Here is a 15,653-nt window from a genome sequence, read left to right as displayed (position 1 = left end):
CCGCGGCGGCCGCCGCGAGCCACTGCCGCGCCCGCTGCAGCACCTCGGGCGACACCGGCCCACCGGCCCGCGCCCGGACGGAGCCAGGGCCGCCGACCTGCGCCTGCCCGCGCCCGGGGCCGCCCGAGGTGCCGGGACCGGCCCAGAGGGCACCGTTGTCCGGGTCGACGACCGAGCCCGCCGCGTTGACCGCCACGAGGGCGGCCACCGTGATGCCCGACGGCAGTACGGTGCTCGCGGTGCCGACGCCGCCCTTGAGGCCGCCGGCCACCGCGCCCGTCCCTGCGCCGACGCAGCCCTGCGCGACCGGTGCGCCCTCCGCGCTCGCCGCCGCGGCCTCCACCGCCTCGCGGCCGAGCGCGGGTCCCGGCCTCGCGCCCCAGTCGCCGCCGCGGCCCAGGTCGAACAGCGCCGCGGCCGGCACCACCGGCACCACCTGCCCGGGCACGCCGACCCGGAAGCCGCGGCCCTGCTCCTCCAGCCAGGCCACCACCCCCGAGGCCGCGTCGAGGCCGTACGCGCTGCCCCCGGTCAGCACCACGGCCTCGACGCCGGGGACGAGGTTGCGCGGGTCGAGCGCGTCGGTCTCCCGGGTGCCGGGGCCGCCGCCGCGTACGTCGACCGCGGTCACCGCGCCGCCGTCGGGTGCCAGCACGACGGTCACCCCGCTCAGCCATCCGTCACCGGTCCGCTCCGCGTGCCCGACCCGCAGCCCCGCCACGTCGGTCAGCGCATCGGCCGCGCCCCGCCTCGCCTGGTCGTCCACCGCAGCGCCCGCCTTCTCCGTACGTACCTCCCAGTCTGCGCCCGGCTGCAGGTCAGGGCTGCAGCCGCGAGTGGGCCGCGGCGTCCTCGCCCGCCTCCAGCAGGTTCGCGGCGGCGCCGACTATCAGCGGGTCGGGGGTGCCGACGACCTCGTCGTCGCGGTCGGTGTAGTCGAAGCGGGCCAGGACGCTGCGCATCGCCTCGACCCTGGCGCGCTTCTTGTCGTTGCTCTTGACCACCGTCCAGGGGGCGTACTCGGTGTCGGTGTCGTGGAACATCGCGACCTTCGCCCGCGTGTAGTCGTCCCACCGGTCGAGCGAGGCGAGGTCCATCGGGCTGAGCTTCCACTGCCGTACCGGGTCGACCTGCCGGATGGTGAAGCGGGTGCGCTGCTCGTCGCGGGAGACCGAGAACCAGAACTTCACCAGTGCGATGCCCTCGTCGACCAGCATCCGCTCGAAGCCGGGCGCCTGCCGCATGAAGCGGCGGTACTCGTCGTCGGTGCAGAAGCCCATGACCCGCTCGACGCCCGCCCGGTTGTACCAGGACCGGTCGAAGAGCACGATCTCGCCCGCGGTGGGCAGGTGGGCGACGTAGCGCTGGAAGTACCACTGGCCGCTCTCCCGCTCGGTGGGCTTCTCCAGGGCCACCACCCGGGCGCCGCGGGGGTTGAGGTGCTCGATGAACCGCTTGATGGTGCCGCCCTTGCCTGCTGCGTCCCGGCCCTCGAAGACGATGACGACGCGCTGCCCGGTCTCCTTGACCCAGCTCTGCAGCTTGAGCAGCTCGATCTGCTGCAGCCGCTTGTGCACCTCGTACTCCGGGCGCTCCATCCGGGCGTCGTAGGGGTAGTTCTCCCGCCAGGTGTCCACCACGCTGCCGTCGGGCCGCACCAGGACCGGATCGTCCTGGTCGGTGTAGTCGACACGCATGCCCGCCAGAAGTGCCGCTCCGGTGTCCGTGCTCACCATGCTCCCGCCTTTCGCCGCCCGGCCGTCAGTGGAACCGCGGAACGATCGGGTACGGCCCGACGGGCACGGGTCCCCGCTGCACATTGTCCGCGTGGACCGGGTCGCGGCGCGACAGCACCGCGTGACGACGACTCCTGCCGCAAGGGGGTGATGTGGTCCATCACCCCAGGTAAACACGGGTGTGCGTACGGCCGGAGAAGGGCGTGTGAAGTCGCGGTGCGCGCAGCGGTCGTCCGTGGTGGCGCAGGTCACCCGCCGCCGGCCGCCTCAGTGGCCCGCGGTGGCCTTCAGGCCGACCACCGCCACCAGCAGCAGGGCGACGAAGAAGATCCGGGCGGCGGTGGCGGGCTCGCCGAGCACCAGCATGCCGACGACGGCGGCACCGGCCGCGCCGATCCCGACCCAGACGCCGTACGCGGTACCGATGGGCAGAGTCTTGGCGGCCTGGGACAGCAGCAGCATGCTGGCGGCGATCCCGGCGCCGGTGAAGACGCTCGGCCACAGGCGGGTGAAGCCGTCGGTGTACTTCATGCCGATCGACCAGACGACTTCGAGCAGGCCGGCGACGATGATCAGGACCCATGCCATGAGGGCACCTCCGTGGATGTGGATTTACGGGGGTGCGCCGTCTTTGCAGGGTCCCGGTACGGCGCGCTCGTCGGGTTCCCCCAAGGTTAGCAAAATCCGGCAATCCGGGCCGGGGCGTCCCGAGCGCGCGGGCATCCTGCGACCACGGTGACGGCGGCCACCCCGAGCGGCGAGAGATCCGATGTCAGAGCGGCGATGGCGTCGAATCGCGCTCAAATTGCGGCGTGAGAGGATCAGTCATCCGAACTCTTCGCCTACGCAAGGGGATTGGCGCGGACCAGTGGGGGCATTACAGTGCCACTCCCCCACATCACAGGAGGCTCCTGTGCAACGTCATGCGCGCTCCGTGCGCCGCGCCGCCGTCCTGGCAGCCGCAGTCCTGGCCGCCGGCCTGTCCGTCTCGGCCCCTGCCACCGGTGCGACCGCCGCCATCCCGGCCGCACCGGCTCCCGCTCCCGCTCCCGCTTCCGGTGCGGCTCCCGCCGCCGCGGACGGCTGGACCGGTACCTGGTCGGTCTCCCCGCAGAGCGGCGGTCCCTCGTACAACCAGCAGACGCTGCGGCAGATCGTACGTACCGGTATCGGCGGCTCCGCGGCCCGGGTGCGGATCTCCAACGCCTTCGGCTCGGCGCCGCTGACCGTCGCCGACGTGCACCTCGCGCGGCGCACCTCCGGCTCGTCGGTGGACACCGGCACCGACCGGCCGGTGACCTTCGGCGGGCAGCGCACGGTGACCGTGCCGGCCGGCGGCTCCGCGGTCAGCGACTCGGCGTCCTTCGCCGTGCCCGCACTGTCCGACGTCGCGGTCAGCCTGTACCTGCCGCAGCCCACCGGGTCCGCGACCTATCACCAGCAAGGCACCCAGACCAACTACCTGGCCGGCGGCGACGTCAGCGCCAACGCCACGCTGAACGGCGCTTCGAACAGCGGCAGTTACTCCTTCCTGACCAATCTGGACGTGCAGAATCCGGCCGCCCAGGGCGCGGTGGTCACGCTGGGTGCGTCGATCACCGACGGTGTCGCCTCGGCGCAGGACTCCAACCGGCGCTGGCCCAACGACCTGGCCAGGCGGCTGGCCGACAGCGGGCGCACGGTCGGCGTGCTCAACCAGGGCATCAGCGGCAACAAGCTGCTCAGCGACGGCGCGGGGCAGAGCGCGCTGGCCCGCTTCGACCGGGACGTCATCGGCCAGCCGGGCGTGCGCTGGGTGGTGCTCGCCGACGACCCGATCAACGACCTCGGTTCGGGCAATCCGCCGACCGGCGCCCAACTGATCGCCGGCATACAGCAGTTGATCTCCCGCGCGCACCAGGCGGGGCTGTCCTTCCTCTGCTCCACGCTCACGCCCTACCAGGGCTCCGGCGGCTGGACGCAGGCCGGGGAGAACGCCCGGGCGGCGATCAACGCCTTCGTACGCGGCTCGGGCAGCGGATGCGACGGGCTGGTCGACCAGGACACCGCGACCCACGACCCGGCCAACCCCACGCGCTACCTGCCGGCTTACGACGCGGGCGACCATCTGCACCCGAACGAGGCCGGGTTGCAGGCCATCGCCGACGCGGTGAACCTCTCCTCCTTCGGGCCTCCCGGCCAGCCCACGGCCAGTTGGATCGCGCTGCGCGCGCACGCCGACGGCAAGTACGTCACCGCGCCGAACGGCGGCGCCTCCGCACTGATCGCCGCGGGCGACTCGCCGGACACCGCCGCGCAGTTCGACGAACTGGACCTGGGCAACGGCATGATCGCCCTGCGGGCACACGCCAACGGGATGATCGTGACCGCGGAGAACGCAGGAGCGGCCCCGCTGATCGCCAACCGTACGGCCGTCGGCCCGTGGGAGACCTTCCAGCTGATCCAGAACCCCGACCACAGCGTCAGCCTCAAGGCCCAGGTGAACGGCAAGTACGTCACGGCCGAGAGCGCGGGGGCCGCCCCGCTGATCGCCAACCGCGACGCGATCGGCCTCTGGGAGGAGTTCGACCTGGCCTCCCCCTGACCTCGGGCCACGGCCGCACGCGATCCCGGTCACTGCACGGGGGCGGTGACCGGGAGTTCGATACGGGACGGGCGGGACGCGTCGTGGAAGAGCGTGCGGGTGGCGGGCGGGCCGCCCGTGACGTCCCAGCGCGGGTGGCTGCTCGCCGCGACGTGCAGCCGCAGCCGGTGGCCCGGTCGGCGGAGTGGGTCACCGCCGACGGGTCCTACCGGGTCGCGGAGCGCGGGGTGTCGAACCGGGAGAGCGAGGCCGCGGTCGCGGTCACCGAGGCGGTGATCGCCGGACTGTTCGGCATCGAGGCCGGCCTCGGCGGCCTCGCCGGCCGGGTCGAGGGGACGACCCGCGGCGAGTTCGGCGAGCTGACCGGGGTGCGCGCGGTCGGCTTCGACCTGCCGGGCGGCCGGCCCGCCGGCTGACGGCTCCGGCTCCCCCGCCGTGCGCACCGCCGAGGTCGGCTCGGGCGGTGCGCGGCGGCGGGCGGCGCCGGGACACAGGCCCCGGGAGGGCTGCCGCAGGCGCAGCCTTCCCGGGGTCCGCTCCGCTGCACCGGCCGGATTCCCCTGCCGGCGGTGTCTACCCGGGAGAACAGCCCAGGGCCTGGGCGCGGACCGTGCGAGCGAGGACGGGCCGCGCGCCGCCGTGGGGCGATGTGAGCAGAGGGGTAGCGGTGAGTAGCGACAAGGGGCGGATGACGTCCGCACAGGCATGGGTGCTGGGTCTTGCTTCACTGGCGTCGTTCATGATGGCGATGGACAGCGTGGTGGTGTCCACGGCGCTGACGACGATCCGGCGGGACCTGACGGCCTCGACCGAATCACTGGAGTGGGTTGTCAACGCGTACAACCTGGCGTTCGCGGTCCTGCTGCTGACCGGGGCGGCGCTGGGCGACCGCCTCGGGCGCCGGCGGATCTTCAGCAGCGGTCTCGCGGTCTTCACGGTGGCGTCCGCGGCGTGCGCGCTGTCGCCGGACATCGGCGCGCTGATCGCCTTCCGGGCCTTGCAGGGCGCGGGTGCCGCGATGGTGCTGCCGCTGTCGCTCACGATGATCAGTGCGATCTTCCCGCCGCAGCAGCGTGGCCGGGCGATGGGGCTCTATCTGGGCTTCACCGGGCTTGCGACCTTCAGCGGACCCTTCATCGGCGGTGTCATCGCCGAGGGCCTGGCCTGGCAGTGGATCTTCTGGCTGAACCTGCCGGTCGGGCTGGTCACCGTCGTGCTGACCGCGCGGCGCGTCGGCGAGAGCGTCGGCCCGAACGACCGCTTCGACCTGGTCGGGGTGGTGCTGGTGACGCTGGCCGCGTTCGGCCTGGTCTGGGGGCTGGTGCGGGGAAACGCGGCGGGCTGGGGCAGTGCGGAGGTACTGGCGTCGTGGGTGCTCGGTGCCGCGCTGCTGGTCGCCTTCGTGCGGTGGGAGCAGCGGACGAAGGCGCCGATGCTGCCGATGCGCTTCTTCCGGGCGCGGGCCTTCGCCACCGCGAACCCGGCGAACTTCCTGGTCTTCGCCTCGCTGTACGGCACGCTGTTCTTCATGGCGCAGTACTTCCAGACGGTGCTGGGCAACGGCCCGCTGGGCGCGGGTCTGCGGCTGATGCCGTGGTCGGCGACGCTGATGGTGTGCGCGCCGATCGTCGGCCGGCTGGCCGACACCTTCGGTGAGCGGTCCTTCGTCATCGCCGGGCTGCTGCTGCAGGCGCTGAGCATGGGCTGGATCGCGCTGGTCGCCGGTATCGACACCAGCTATCCCGTGCTGGTGCCCGCGCTGGTGGTCAGCGGTATCGGCCTGACGATGGCCATGCCCGCGGCCCAGCGGGCGGTCGTCGGCGCGGTGCGGCCCCAGGAGATCGGCCAGGCGTCCGGGGTCTTCATGATGCTGCGGATCTTCGGCGGGGTCCTCGGGGTCGCGGTCACCGTCGCGGTCTTCTCCAGCCGCGGCGGCTACGCCTCCCCCGAGCAGTTCACCAGGGGTTTCACGGCGGCGATGACCGCGGTCACCGGTTACGCCGCGCTGGGGGTGCTGATCGCCCTCGGCATCCCGGGCCGCCGCCCCGCCCAGGCTGCCGGGTCCGTACCGCAGGGCGCGCAGACCCCGAAGGACGCCGCCGTCGCCGGCTCGTCCCCCGCGGGGGACTGACGCGCCGCACCGCTACCCCGGCCCGCCGCCGTACGCCCGGTGAACGCGGGCCGGGAAGCGGCGAGTTCGCCACCCGATAGGAGCGCAAACGCTAGCCTTGCCACAGGTTGCACGCGTTCGGTACACGCGTGTCAGGTGGGTGCAGGGGGGCGCATGAGGAAAAGCAGTGCAGGGGCCGTCGCGGTCGGGATGGCGGCCGCGTCGATGGTCGGGTTCTCCTCGGCGGGTCCGGCCGGGGCGTTGACCGGGCCGGTGGCCATGACCGCGGACGACCTGCCGACGTGGCAGACCAACGGGGTCGTGTGGACGCTGGCGCAGGCGGACGGGGTGGTCTTCGCCGGGGGGACCTTCTCCTCGGTCAGGCCGCCGGGAGCCGCGGCGGGGACCGGCGAGCAGCAGGCGCTCAACTTCCAGGCGTTCGACGCCGCTTCCGGCGCCCCGACGTCCTGCCGGCTGTCGTTCACCGTGGGAAGCGGCATCGCGACGGTGCGGGCGCTCGCGGTGTCCCCCGACAAGTCGACGCTGTACGCGGGCGGTACGTTCGGCTCGGTCAACGGCACGCCGGTCAGCAACCTCGCAGCGATCGACATCGCGACCTGCACGGTGCAGCCCGACTTCAAGGTGTCGGTGTCGGCGCAGGTCCGCGGGATCGCGGTCGCGGGCGGCACGGTCTACTTCGGCGGGAACTTCACCTCGGTGGGCGGGCAGACCCGGCAGCACTTCGCCGCGGTCGACTCCGCCACCGGTGCGCTGCGGGCCTTCGCCCCCGCCGCCGACGACGACGGCAAGGCGCTGCTGCTCACCCCCGACGGCTCGAAGGTGGTGCTGGGCGGTGACTTCGCGACCGTCAACGGCGCCGACTCGCACGCGCTGGCGGTGGTGGACGCCACGACCGGCGCCAACGTGCGGACCTACCCGGGCTTCATCCCGCCGACCTCGACCGTGCAGGACCTGGCCGCGGACGCCACCGGCTTCTACACCGGCAACGAGGGCACCGGCGGCGGGGTCTTCGACGGCCGGATCGCGGTGGACTTCGCCACCTTGAACCAGCGCTGGCGGGACACCTGCCTGGGCGCCACGCAGGCGGTGCAGGTCTACAAGGGCGTGCTCTACAGCGCCTCGCACGGCCACGACTGCTCCAGCATGGGGGGGTTTCCGCAGATGCCCGACCGGCAGCACCTGCTCGCCGAGTCGGTCGGCAACCCGCGCCCGCTGCTCAGCTGGTTCCCCGACACCGACGACGGCCCGGCCGGCACCGAGCAGATCGGCCCGCGCGCCCTGACCACCGCCTCCAAGGGCGGCACCGACTACCTGTGGGTGGGCGGCGAGTTCACCCGGATCGCCAGCAACGGCAACCGGCCGCAGCAGGGCCTGGTCCGGTTCGCGAACACCCCGGACACCCGCAGCCCGTCCGTGCCGCAGGCGGTGACGGCGGCGCTGTCGACCAGGGGCGCGGTGCGCCTCAGCTGGCAGGCCTCGCTCGACCTCGACGACTCCGCGCTGACGTACACGATCTACCGCAACGGCGCCAAGATCGGGACGGTCAGCGCCAGTTCGACCTTCTGGATCCGCCCGACCGTCGGCCTGGCCGACACCACGACCGAGCCGGGCACCACTTACGTCTACCAGGTCGCCGCGAGCGACGCGGCAGGCAACACCAGCGCACGCTCCACGGCGGCGAGCGTCACCACCTACGGCACGGCGACGTCCACCACGCTGACCGTCGAGGACAGCGCGGACACCTACGTCAACGCCGGTGCGCCCAGCGTCGTCTACGGCGCCGCCCAGCAGCTCGCGGTGCGCGGCAGCTCCGAGTACGACGCCTACCTGCGCTTCGACCTGCCCGCCGCGCCCGAAGGGATGGTGCTCACCGGCGCCCAGCTGACGCTGCGCACCAGCGCGGACGCGGCCGCGAACTCCACCGACCCGGTCACCGTGCAGCATGTCACGGGCAGTTGGACGGAGGCCGACACGACCTGGACCACCCGCCCGGACGTCGACCCGGCGGCGGTCGGCACCGTCCCGGCGCCGGCGGCGGCGGCGGAGGCCGACTACTCGGCCGCGCTCGCGCTGCCCTCGCTCGCCGCGGCGCTCGGCGGCCCCTACGACCTCGCGCTGACCTCGGCCGGCACCGACTCGGCGTGGTTCTGGTCCCGTGAGGTGCCGGGGGGCTCGGGCCGACCGCAGCTCATCTTGACCTTCAGCCGGCCGTGACCGCCGGGCGCCGGGCGGCCCGGGGGCATTGACCCGCAGGGGCTCCCGGCGCCCGGAAATCGGCGGGCGCGGCGGCACACCGCCCCACTAGGATGCGCGGATTGCCCCGGGGACGTCGCCGGGGGCGGATCGGAGGGGGTTCCGGTGGCCACTGCCGCACCGGGAAGGACGGCCGAGGACACGGGCGGGGGCCAGGGCGCCGGCGGGCTGTGGCGGGCGGTGACGGCCGGGGTGATCGCCGCCTTCGTCGGCTTCGCCAGCTCCTTCGCCGTCGTCCTCGAAGGCCTGTCCAAGGTCGGCGCCTCGCACGCCCAGGCGGCGTCCGGGCTGATGGCGCTGCTGGTCGCGATGGGGCTCTGCACGATCTTCCTGAGCCTGCGCTCACGGCTGCCGATCAGCATCGCCTGGTCGACACCGGGGGCGGCGCTGCTGGCGGGCTCGGCGGTGCCGCACGGCGGATTCCCGGTTGCAGTGGGGGCGTTCCTGCTCACCGGGGCGCTCATCGTGGCCTCCGGGCTGTGGCAGCCGCTGGGCCGCTGGGTGTCGGCGATCCCGGCGCCGCTGGCGAACGCCATGCTGGCCGGCATCCTGCTGCCGCTGTGCCTGGCGCCGGCGCAGGCCGTGAAGTCCCACCCGGCCATCGGGCTGGCCGTCGTGCTGACCTGGGCGGTCGTCGGCAGCGTGCGCAAGCTCTACGCGGTGCCCGCCGCCGTGGTGGTGGCGGTCGTGCTGATCGCGACGACCACGCACATCAAGGCCGACACGCTCGGGCCGATGTGGCCGCACCCGGTGGCGGTCGCACCGCACTTCACCGTCGCCGCCGCGGTCGGCATCGCGCTGCCGCTGTACGTCGTCACGATGGCCTCGCAGAACATCCCGGGCGTCGCGGTGCTCGGTGCCAACGGCTACCACCCGCGGCCCGGCCCGCTGTTCGGCTGGACCGGTGTCTTCTCGCTGGCCTCGGCGCCCTTCGGCGGCCACGCGGTCAACCTGGCGGCGATCACCGCGGCCCTGTGCGCGGGCGAGGAGGCGGGACCCGACAGGAGCCGGCGCTACCGTGCGGCGGCCGCGGCGGGCGTCGTCTACATCCTGCTCGGGCTGGCCGCGAGCGCGGCCGTCGCGCTGGTCGACGCGGCGCCGTCGCACGTCATCGAGGCGGTGGCGGGCCTCGCGCTGCTGGGCGCCCTGGCGAACGCGCTGACCGCGGCGACGGCCGATCCCGGGCAGCGGGAGGCCGCGGTGGTCACCGTGGTGGTGACGGTGTCGGGCGTGACCTTCTTCGGTGTCAGCGGCGCCTTCTGGGGCCTGCTCGCGGGCGGCGCCCTCTACGGCGTACGCCACTGGCAGTCGCGGCGGGCGGCGGGCGGACCCGCGGACGTACCGGCGCAGCGGGCGGAGCAGGACCGGGCGGTCCCGGAGCCGGACCGCAGCTGATCCCTCGGCAGCTGCGGTCCGCCGGGTCCCGGACGCGGACGCCCGCCACCGAGCGGCGCGCGTGAAACGGGATGTAACGTTTTCCGGCGGCATCCGGCGGAGATCCAGGACACCGCTTACCACCCGGCCATGTCAACACCCCCATGGGCGGCGCTAGGCTGTGCGCATGAAACAGCGCGGTGTAACGCATGGCTAGGCAGCCGGGCTCCCGGGCCACCGTCCGGGCCATCGCGGCGGAAGCGGGCGTATCGATCGCCACCGTCTCGCGGGTGATGAACGGTCAGGCGAACGTCGCCCCCGACACCCGCGAGCTGGTGCGCCGGGCGGTGGCCAGGCTCGGCGCCCCGGCGCCCGCCAGGCGCGGCACGGCGAGCGGCGCGATCTATGTGCGCTGCCCGTACGTCCTCACCGACTACTTCGGGGTGATCGTCTCCTCGATCGCCGAGACGCTCGACCTGTACGGCAGGCGCCTGGTACTCAGTGCCGGCGACGCGGCCCGCGAGCTGCAGGTGCTCGGCGACCTGCCGGCCGACCCCGCGATCGCGGGCGCGATCCTGGTCGTGCCGCCGGAGCCGGAACGGGACCTGGAGGCGCTGCGCGCGGCCGACTTCCCCTTCGTGGTGGTGGACCCGCGCACCCCGCTGCCGCAGGACATCGCGTCGGTCTCCGCCGCCAACCTCATCGCCGCACGCACCGTCAGCGCGCATCTGGTGGACCTCGGCCACCGCAGGATCGGGGTGATCGGCGGACCGGGCGACTGGCTCGCCAGCCAGTCCCGGCTGGCAGGGCACACCTCCGCGCTGGCCGACGCCGGTGTGCTGCCCTCCCCCGAACTGCTGCGCAGCATCGAGCCCACCGCCGACTGGGGCTACGACGCCGCCTGCCAGCTGCTCGACCTGCCGGAACGGCCCACCGCGCTGGTGGCCTTCAACGACAAGGCCGCGGTCGGCGCGCTGCGGGCCGCCTACGAGCGGGACCTGCGGGTGCCCGAGGACCTGTCGATCACCGGCTTCGACGACATCGACCTGAGCCGCAGCACCGTGCCGCGGCTGACCACGGTCCGCCAGCCGCTGGAGGAGATGGGGCGGATGGCCGTCTCGCTGCTGATGCGGCTGCTCGACCGGCACACGGTGGACGCGCTGCACGTCGAGCTGGCCACTCAGCTGGTGCTGCGCGGCTCGACGGGCCCGGTACCGGTCCCCGAAGCCGGCGGTCCTGTGACCTGACCGGCGCCGCCGGGCGGCGGGCTGCCGCGATGACTTTCCACGAAAGCCCTGGTCTCTATTCCTGAGGGCCATGCCCATCCCCGTCCCACGCGAACCGGCTCAACGGCGACCGGTGGGGGCGGCGGAGAAGGGGCCGCCCACGGGTGCCGCCGGCTGCCCGCCGGGGCCGGACTGGAGGTTTTTCAGGTGACAACAAGCACGGAGCCTTCCGCTTCCCCGCGGACGGTATGGACGCTCGTCCTGGCGTCGCTCGGGGCGTTCCTCACCTCGCTCGACGTGGTCGTCGTCTCGACGGCGCTGCCGACGCTGCAGGACCACCTGCACGCGAGCCTGGCCGACCTGGAATGGACGATCAACGGCTACAACCTGGCGTTCGCGTGCCTGATGCTGACCGGCGCGGCGCTCGGCGACCGCTTCGGGCGGCGCAACGTGTACGTGCTCGGGGTGGGCGTCTTCACGCTGTCGTCCATCGCCTGCGCCACCGCGGGCTCCACGTCCGCGCTGATCGCCGCCCGGGTCGTGCAGGGCGCGGGTGCCGCGGTGGTGCTGCCGCTGACCCTCACCCTGATCAGCAACGCCTTCCCACTGGAGAAGCGGGGCGCCGCGATCGGCATCTGGGGCGCCATCACGGGCCTGGGGGTGGCGGCGGGGCCGGTGCTCGGCGGCCTGATCATCCAGGACATCGCCTGGCAGTGGATCTTCTGGATCAACGTGCCGGTCGGCCTGGCGGTCATGGTGCTGTGCATGGTGATGCTGCGCGACAGCCGGGGCCTGCGGCCGCAGCTCGACCTGGTCGGTGTGGCGCTGGTGAGCACCGCGCTGTTCGCCCTGGTGTGGGCGCCGGTGCGGGCGCCGTCCGTCGGCTGGGGCGACCCGCAGGTGATCGGTGCGCTGCTGGTGGGCGTCGTCCTGATGGCGGTGTTCCTGATGTGGCAGCGCAGGGCGCGCTACCCGATGCTGCCGCTGCGGTACTTCCGCAGCCGCGGCTTCTCCACCGCCAACGCGGTCGTCTTCTTCATGATGTTCTCGCTGATCGGGTCGCTGTTCATGATCGCCCAGATGTTCCAGCTCGGCCTGGGCTACGACCCGTTGCAGGCGGGTCTGCGGCTGCTGGTGTGGACGGGCATGCCGATGCTGGTGGCGCCGCTCGCGGGTGCGCTGTCCGACCGGTTCGGCAACCGGCCCTTCATGGTGCTGGGCCTGCTGCTGCAGGGCGCGGGGCTGCTGTGGCTGGCGCTGGTCTCATCGCCCGACGCCGGTTACGGGACGCTGGTGGTGCCGCTGGTCCTCGCCGGCGTCGGCATCTCCATGACCTTCCCGACGGTGGCGAACGCGGTCGTCGGCGCGGTGCCGCTGGAGGACTCGGGGGTCGCGGCGGGCACCAACAACACGGTGCGCGAGGCGGGCGGCGTCTTCGGCGTCGCGGTGCTGGTCGCGGTGTTCGCCGCGCACGGCGGCTACGGATCGCCGGCGTCCTTCATGGACGGCTTCAAGGCCGCCGAGATCGTCGCGGCGGTGGCGGCGGCCGCCGGTGCCGCGGTCGCTGTGCTGGCCCCGGGCAAGCGGCAGGCGGACGCCGCGAACCCGAACACGGCGCCGTCGTCCGACACGCTCCCGCAGGCCGAGCGGGTCTGACGGCCCGGCCCGGTGACCGAGGGGACCGCCGCAGCACCGCAGGGGGATGCCGCGGCGGCCTCCCTCGCCGATCCTCGCGGCCCACCGCGGGCGGCGGAAGGACGCCAAGGACGGGCTGCTTTCGACGAGGTCTCCAAGCGGCGCCCGGGCGGCACCGCGGCCCCTCTGCCTGTGACAGGTGGAGGGGCCATTGCCGCGCGCTGCCGCGGCCCTAACCCGCGTCGGGTACGCGGCCGAGGAGCGCGACCAGGCGGTCGCCGGGGCCGGCCAGCGGGGAGACGGGGACGGGGGACGCGAACAGGTCGGCACCGCCGGTGATCATCGGCGCCCTGCGCAGGATCGCCAGCGCCAGCGGCGCCGGTATGGGCCGCGGGGTACCGCACGCCTGGGCGATGTCCCAGCCGTGCACGGCCAGTTCGACCGTGCCGATGAAGGCGACCGTCGCGCCGGGCACCGGCATGCCGCAGACCTCCACCTCCGCTCCCTCGCGGCCGCGCCAGCTCTCCAGCAGCGCCCGGGCTCCCGACCGCAGGGCGGCGACCGGGTCGGCAGGAGGTGCGGCGGCGGGCAGCAGGGCCACCACGCCGTACTCCGCGGCCTCCCGCAGCGCGCACACCGACTCGTACAGGTGGCACAGCAGCGCGTCCAGGTCCCAGCTCCGGCAGGGCGTCGGCAGCCGCAGCCCGCCGGGCGGCACCAGGTCGACGCACCCCAGCCCGTACCCGACCGCCTGCTCCAGCAGCGGCAGCGTGCTGTCCCGGCCGGTCACCTCAGCCATGACGGGGCCGGGGGTGCGTCGGCATCGAGAGCGGCGGGCAGGCCGAAGGAGGGGAACCACACGGTGTCGCGGAAGGCGAGGATCCGGGCCACCCGGTGCCCGCGCAGCGTGAGGACCTGCAGCGCGTGCGGGTGGAAGCGGCCGTCGCCGCCGCGCCAGTACGTCGCCAGCGCCGGCTGGCCGTCGTTGACGGTGAGCCCCAGCAGCCGCTGCTCTCCGGCGGCCGGGAAGACCCGCTCGGCCAGGAAGCGCAGCACGATGTCGCGGCCTGCGAACCACAGCGGGTCGGGCGGCATCTCCAGCCGCACGTCGTCGCGCAGCAGCCGGGCCAGCGCGTCCACGTCGGCGTCCCGGAAGGCCTTCGCGAACCGGTCGACCAGCGCCCGGCCCCGCTCGTCCAGCGAGTCGGTGACCTCGTCCTCGGTCGCGGCGGCCTGCCGCAGCTGGGCGCGGGCGCGCTGCAGCGCGCTGTTGACCGCGGCGGCGCTGGTGTCGAGCAGGGCGGCCACTTCGGCGGCGTGCCAGTCCAGGACGTCGCGCAGGATGAGCACGGCCCGCTGCTTGGGCGGCAGCTGCTGGAGGGCGACGATCAGCGCGAGCCGTACGCTGCCGCGCTCGGCCACCACCGCGGCTGGGTCGGGCGGCGGGTCGGGCATCGGCTGGACCCAGGGGATCTCCGCCCCTGTGGGGTTCAGCGGCGCGGTGGCATCGTCGCTCGCGGCGCCCAGGCCCGCGGGCACGAAGCGGCGGCTGCTGTGCTGGAGCGCCGTCAGGCACGCGCTGGTGGCGATGCGGTAGAGCCAGTAGCGCAGCGAGGAGCGGCCCTCGAAGCCGCCGTAGCCGCGCCAGGCGCGCAGGTACGTCTCCTGGACCAGGTCCTCGGCGTCGTGCACCGAGCCGAGCATCCGGTAGCAGTGGGCCAGCAGCTCCGGCCGGTATTCGGCCGCCTGCCGGAGGAAGGCGTCGCCGTCCTGCGGCACCGCTCCGGCGGCGGCCTGGCCGCTCAGCGTGTTCACGTGATGTCTCCGGGTGGTTGGGGAACCCCTCCACGAGTACAGACTCGCCAGCGACCCGAAAGTCATCGCGCGCGGCGCGGCGGCCGCGTCACACCGGTTGCAGGCCCCCGGCGGAGAGCGTGTACGCCAGGGTGTCCCGCTCCTCGTCCGCGGCCAGCGACACCATGGCCGCGCCGGCCTTCTCCGGGGTGAGCAGCGGACCCATCGCGCGGACGAAGGCGTCCGCGTCGACCCCCTGGTAGGCGGCGTAGGCGGCCGCCGCCTCGGTGCCCAGGTCGGTGGTCGGGGACAGCGCGGGCAGGACGGCGAGGAAGCGGATGCCGAGCGCCTGCCGCCGCGACTCGGCGGCGGCGTACTCGGACACGAAGCGGACGGTGGCCTTGGCGCCCGCGTAGCCGCCGCTGAGCGGGGAGCCGCGCAGGGCGGCTCCGCTGGACAGGGACAGCACGGTACTGCCGGGCGGCAGCGGCAGCCGCAGGGCGGCGCGCGCCCAGTGGAAGGCCTGCTGGACGTCCACGTCCCAGTTGGTGCGGAAGGTGTCCCAGGTGTGGTCCTGCAGCGGCCGCATGGCGGGCGCCGCCCCGGCGTTGAGCACCACGGTCGCCGGGGTGTGGCGGCTGAGCAGTTCCGCGGCCAGGTCCGGGTCGGTGGCGTCGCCGCGCACGGGGACGAAGGCGTCGCCCAGCTCCGCCCGCAGCTTCTCCAGCGCGTCCGCGTCCCGCCCGAGCCCGACGACCCTGGCCCCTGCCCTGGCGAACGCGATGGCCGTACCCCGGCCGAAGCCGCGCCCGACGCCGGTGACGACGACGGTGGTTCCCGCCGGCTCGTTGACGGACATGATCTCTCCTCGGTTGCCGAATATGCCTCGTCAATAGAGACAACGGCGTCCGGGGAAATTC

Annotated in this window: 13 protein-coding genes and 1 riboswitch; of the genes, 7 read left to right on the top strand and 6 right to left on the bottom strand. The window is 73.9% G+C overall.

The annotated features are described in order from the left end of the window. From NFU81_RS03730 to NFU81_RS03720, 3 genes are all read right to left on the bottom strand, one after another. On the bottom strand, window positions 1-766 hold a 766-nt coding region (locus tag NFU81_RS03730; RefSeq protein WP_251484940.1), incomplete at its 3' end, for a P1 family peptidase. 52 nt (window positions 767-818) lie between these two features. After that, window positions 819-1,736 (bottom strand): polyphosphate kinase 2, encoded by a 918-nt coding sequence (gene ppk2, locus NFU81_RS03725; RefSeq protein WP_251484936.1) that lies wholly within the window; start codon window positions 1,734-1,736, stop codon window positions 819-821. A 267-nt stretch (window positions 1,737-2,003) separates the two neighbouring features. Further along, the gene (locus NFU81_RS03720; protein WP_251484934.1) at window positions 2,004-2,324 is read right to left on the bottom strand and encodes a DMT family transporter; all 321 of its coding nucleotides are present in this window, start codon (window positions 2,322-2,324) and stop codon (window positions 2,004-2,006) included. A 31-nt stretch (window positions 2,325-2,355) separates the two neighbouring features. Beyond that, window positions 2,356-2,415, bottom strand: a riboswitch (guanidine-III (ykkC-III) riboswitch). A 234-nt stretch (window positions 2,416-2,649) separates the two neighbouring features. Between NFU81_RS03720 and NFU81_RS03715 the strand changes: the two genes are divergently transcribed. From NFU81_RS03715 to NFU81_RS03685, 7 genes are all read left to right on the top strand, one after another. Continuing rightward, on the top strand, window positions 2,650-4,320 hold the full coding sequence (locus NFU81_RS03715; protein WP_251484930.1) for a GDSL-type esterase/lipase family protein: 1,671 nt from the start codon (window positions 2,650-2,652) through the stop codon (window positions 4,318-4,320). Window positions 4,321-4,454: 134 nt separating this feature from the next. Continuing rightward, window positions 4,455-4,736: a hypothetical protein gene (locus tag NFU81_RS03710; protein ID WP_251484928.1), complete on the top strand. Its 282-nt coding sequence runs from the start codon at window positions 4,455-4,457 to the stop codon at window positions 4,734-4,736. Window positions 4,737-4,987: 251 nt separating this feature from the next. Then, window positions 4,988-6,451 carry an MFS transporter gene (locus NFU81_RS03705; protein ID WP_251484926.1) on the top strand — a complete coding sequence of 488 codons (1,464 nt, stop codon included), beginning with the start codon at window positions 4,988-4,990 and terminating at the stop codon, window positions 6,449-6,451. A 153-nt stretch (window positions 6,452-6,604) separates the two neighbouring features. After that, on the top strand, window positions 6,605-8,665 hold the full coding sequence (locus tag NFU81_RS03700; protein WP_251484923.1) for a DNRLRE domain-containing protein: 2,061 nt from the start codon (window positions 6,605-6,607) through the stop codon (window positions 8,663-8,665). Window positions 8,666-8,809: 144 nt separating this feature from the next. Further along, window positions 8,810-10,099 (top strand): benzoate/H(+) symporter BenE family transporter, encoded by a 1,290-nt coding sequence (locus NFU81_RS03695; protein WP_251484922.1) that lies wholly within the window; start codon window positions 8,810-8,812, stop codon window positions 10,097-10,099. A gap of 188 nt (window positions 10,100-10,287) precedes the next feature. Further along, window positions 10,288-11,325 (top strand): LacI family DNA-binding transcriptional regulator, encoded by a 1,038-nt coding sequence (locus tag NFU81_RS03690; protein WP_251484920.1) that lies wholly within the window; start codon window positions 10,288-10,290, stop codon window positions 11,323-11,325. Between the two features lie 186 nt (window positions 11,326-11,511). Beyond that, window positions 11,512-12,960: an MFS transporter gene (locus tag NFU81_RS03685; RefSeq protein ID WP_251484918.1), complete on the top strand. Its 1,449-nt coding sequence runs from the start codon at window positions 11,512-11,514 to the stop codon at window positions 12,958-12,960. A 211-nt stretch (window positions 12,961-13,171) separates the two neighbouring features. Here the strand turns inward: NFU81_RS03685 and NFU81_RS03680 are convergent, their stop codons facing one another. From NFU81_RS03680 to NFU81_RS03670, 3 genes are all read right to left on the bottom strand, one after another. Then, window positions 13,172-13,738 (bottom strand): TIGR03086 family metal-binding protein, encoded by a 567-nt coding sequence (locus tag NFU81_RS03680; RefSeq protein ID WP_251484917.1) that lies wholly within the window; start codon window positions 13,736-13,738, stop codon window positions 13,172-13,174. Continuing rightward, window positions 13,726-14,754, bottom strand: coding sequence for an RNA polymerase subunit sigma-70 (locus NFU81_RS03675; protein WP_251484914.1), 1,029 nt, complete (start codon window positions 14,752-14,754; stop codon window positions 13,726-13,728). The genes NFU81_RS03680 and NFU81_RS03675 overlap by 13 nt, the downstream gene beginning before the upstream one ends. 88 nt (window positions 14,755-14,842) lie before the next feature. Further along, window positions 14,843-15,592 (bottom strand): SDR family oxidoreductase, encoded by a 750-nt coding sequence (locus NFU81_RS03670; RefSeq protein ID WP_251484911.1) that lies wholly within the window; start codon window positions 15,590-15,592, stop codon window positions 14,843-14,845. Window positions 15,593-15,653 lie beyond the last annotated feature (61 nt).

The sequence above is a fragment of the Actinacidiphila cocklensis genome (assembly GCF_907177275.1).
GTDB classification, from domain to species: Bacteria; Actinomycetota; Actinomycetes; order Streptomycetales; family Streptomycetaceae; genus Actinacidiphila; species Actinacidiphila cocklensis.
The sequence above is the reverse complement of the archived record's forward strand: the minus strand, read 5'-3'. Positions and strand labels throughout refer to the sequence as shown.

What these genes read in the sequence shown, in the direction of transcription:
- ppk2 (WP_251484936.1), bottom strand. Translation starts at nt 1,736, where the DNA reads ATGGTGAGCACGGACACCGGAGCGGCACTTCTGGCGGGCATGCGTGTC.
- NFU81_RS03720 (WP_251484934.1), bottom strand. Translation starts at nt 2,324, where the DNA reads ATGGCATGGGTCCTGATCATCGTCGCCGGCCTGCTCGAAGTCGTCTGG.
- NFU81_RS03700 (WP_251484923.1), top strand. Translation starts at nt 6,605, where the DNA reads ATGAGGAAAAGCAGTGCAGGGGCCGTCGCGGTCGGGATGGCGGCCGCG.
- NFU81_RS03690 (WP_251484920.1), top strand. Translation starts at nt 10,288, where the DNA reads ATGGCTAGGCAGCCGGGCTCCCGGGCCACCGTCCGGGCCATCGCGGCG.
- NFU81_RS03680 (WP_251484917.1), bottom strand. Translation starts at nt 13,738, where the DNA reads ATGGCTGAGGTGACCGGCCGGGACAGCACGCTGCCGCTGCTGGAGCAG.
- NFU81_RS03670 (WP_251484911.1), bottom strand. Translation starts at nt 15,592, where the DNA reads ATGTCCGTCAACGAGCCGGCGGGAACCACCGTCGTCGTCACCGGCGTC.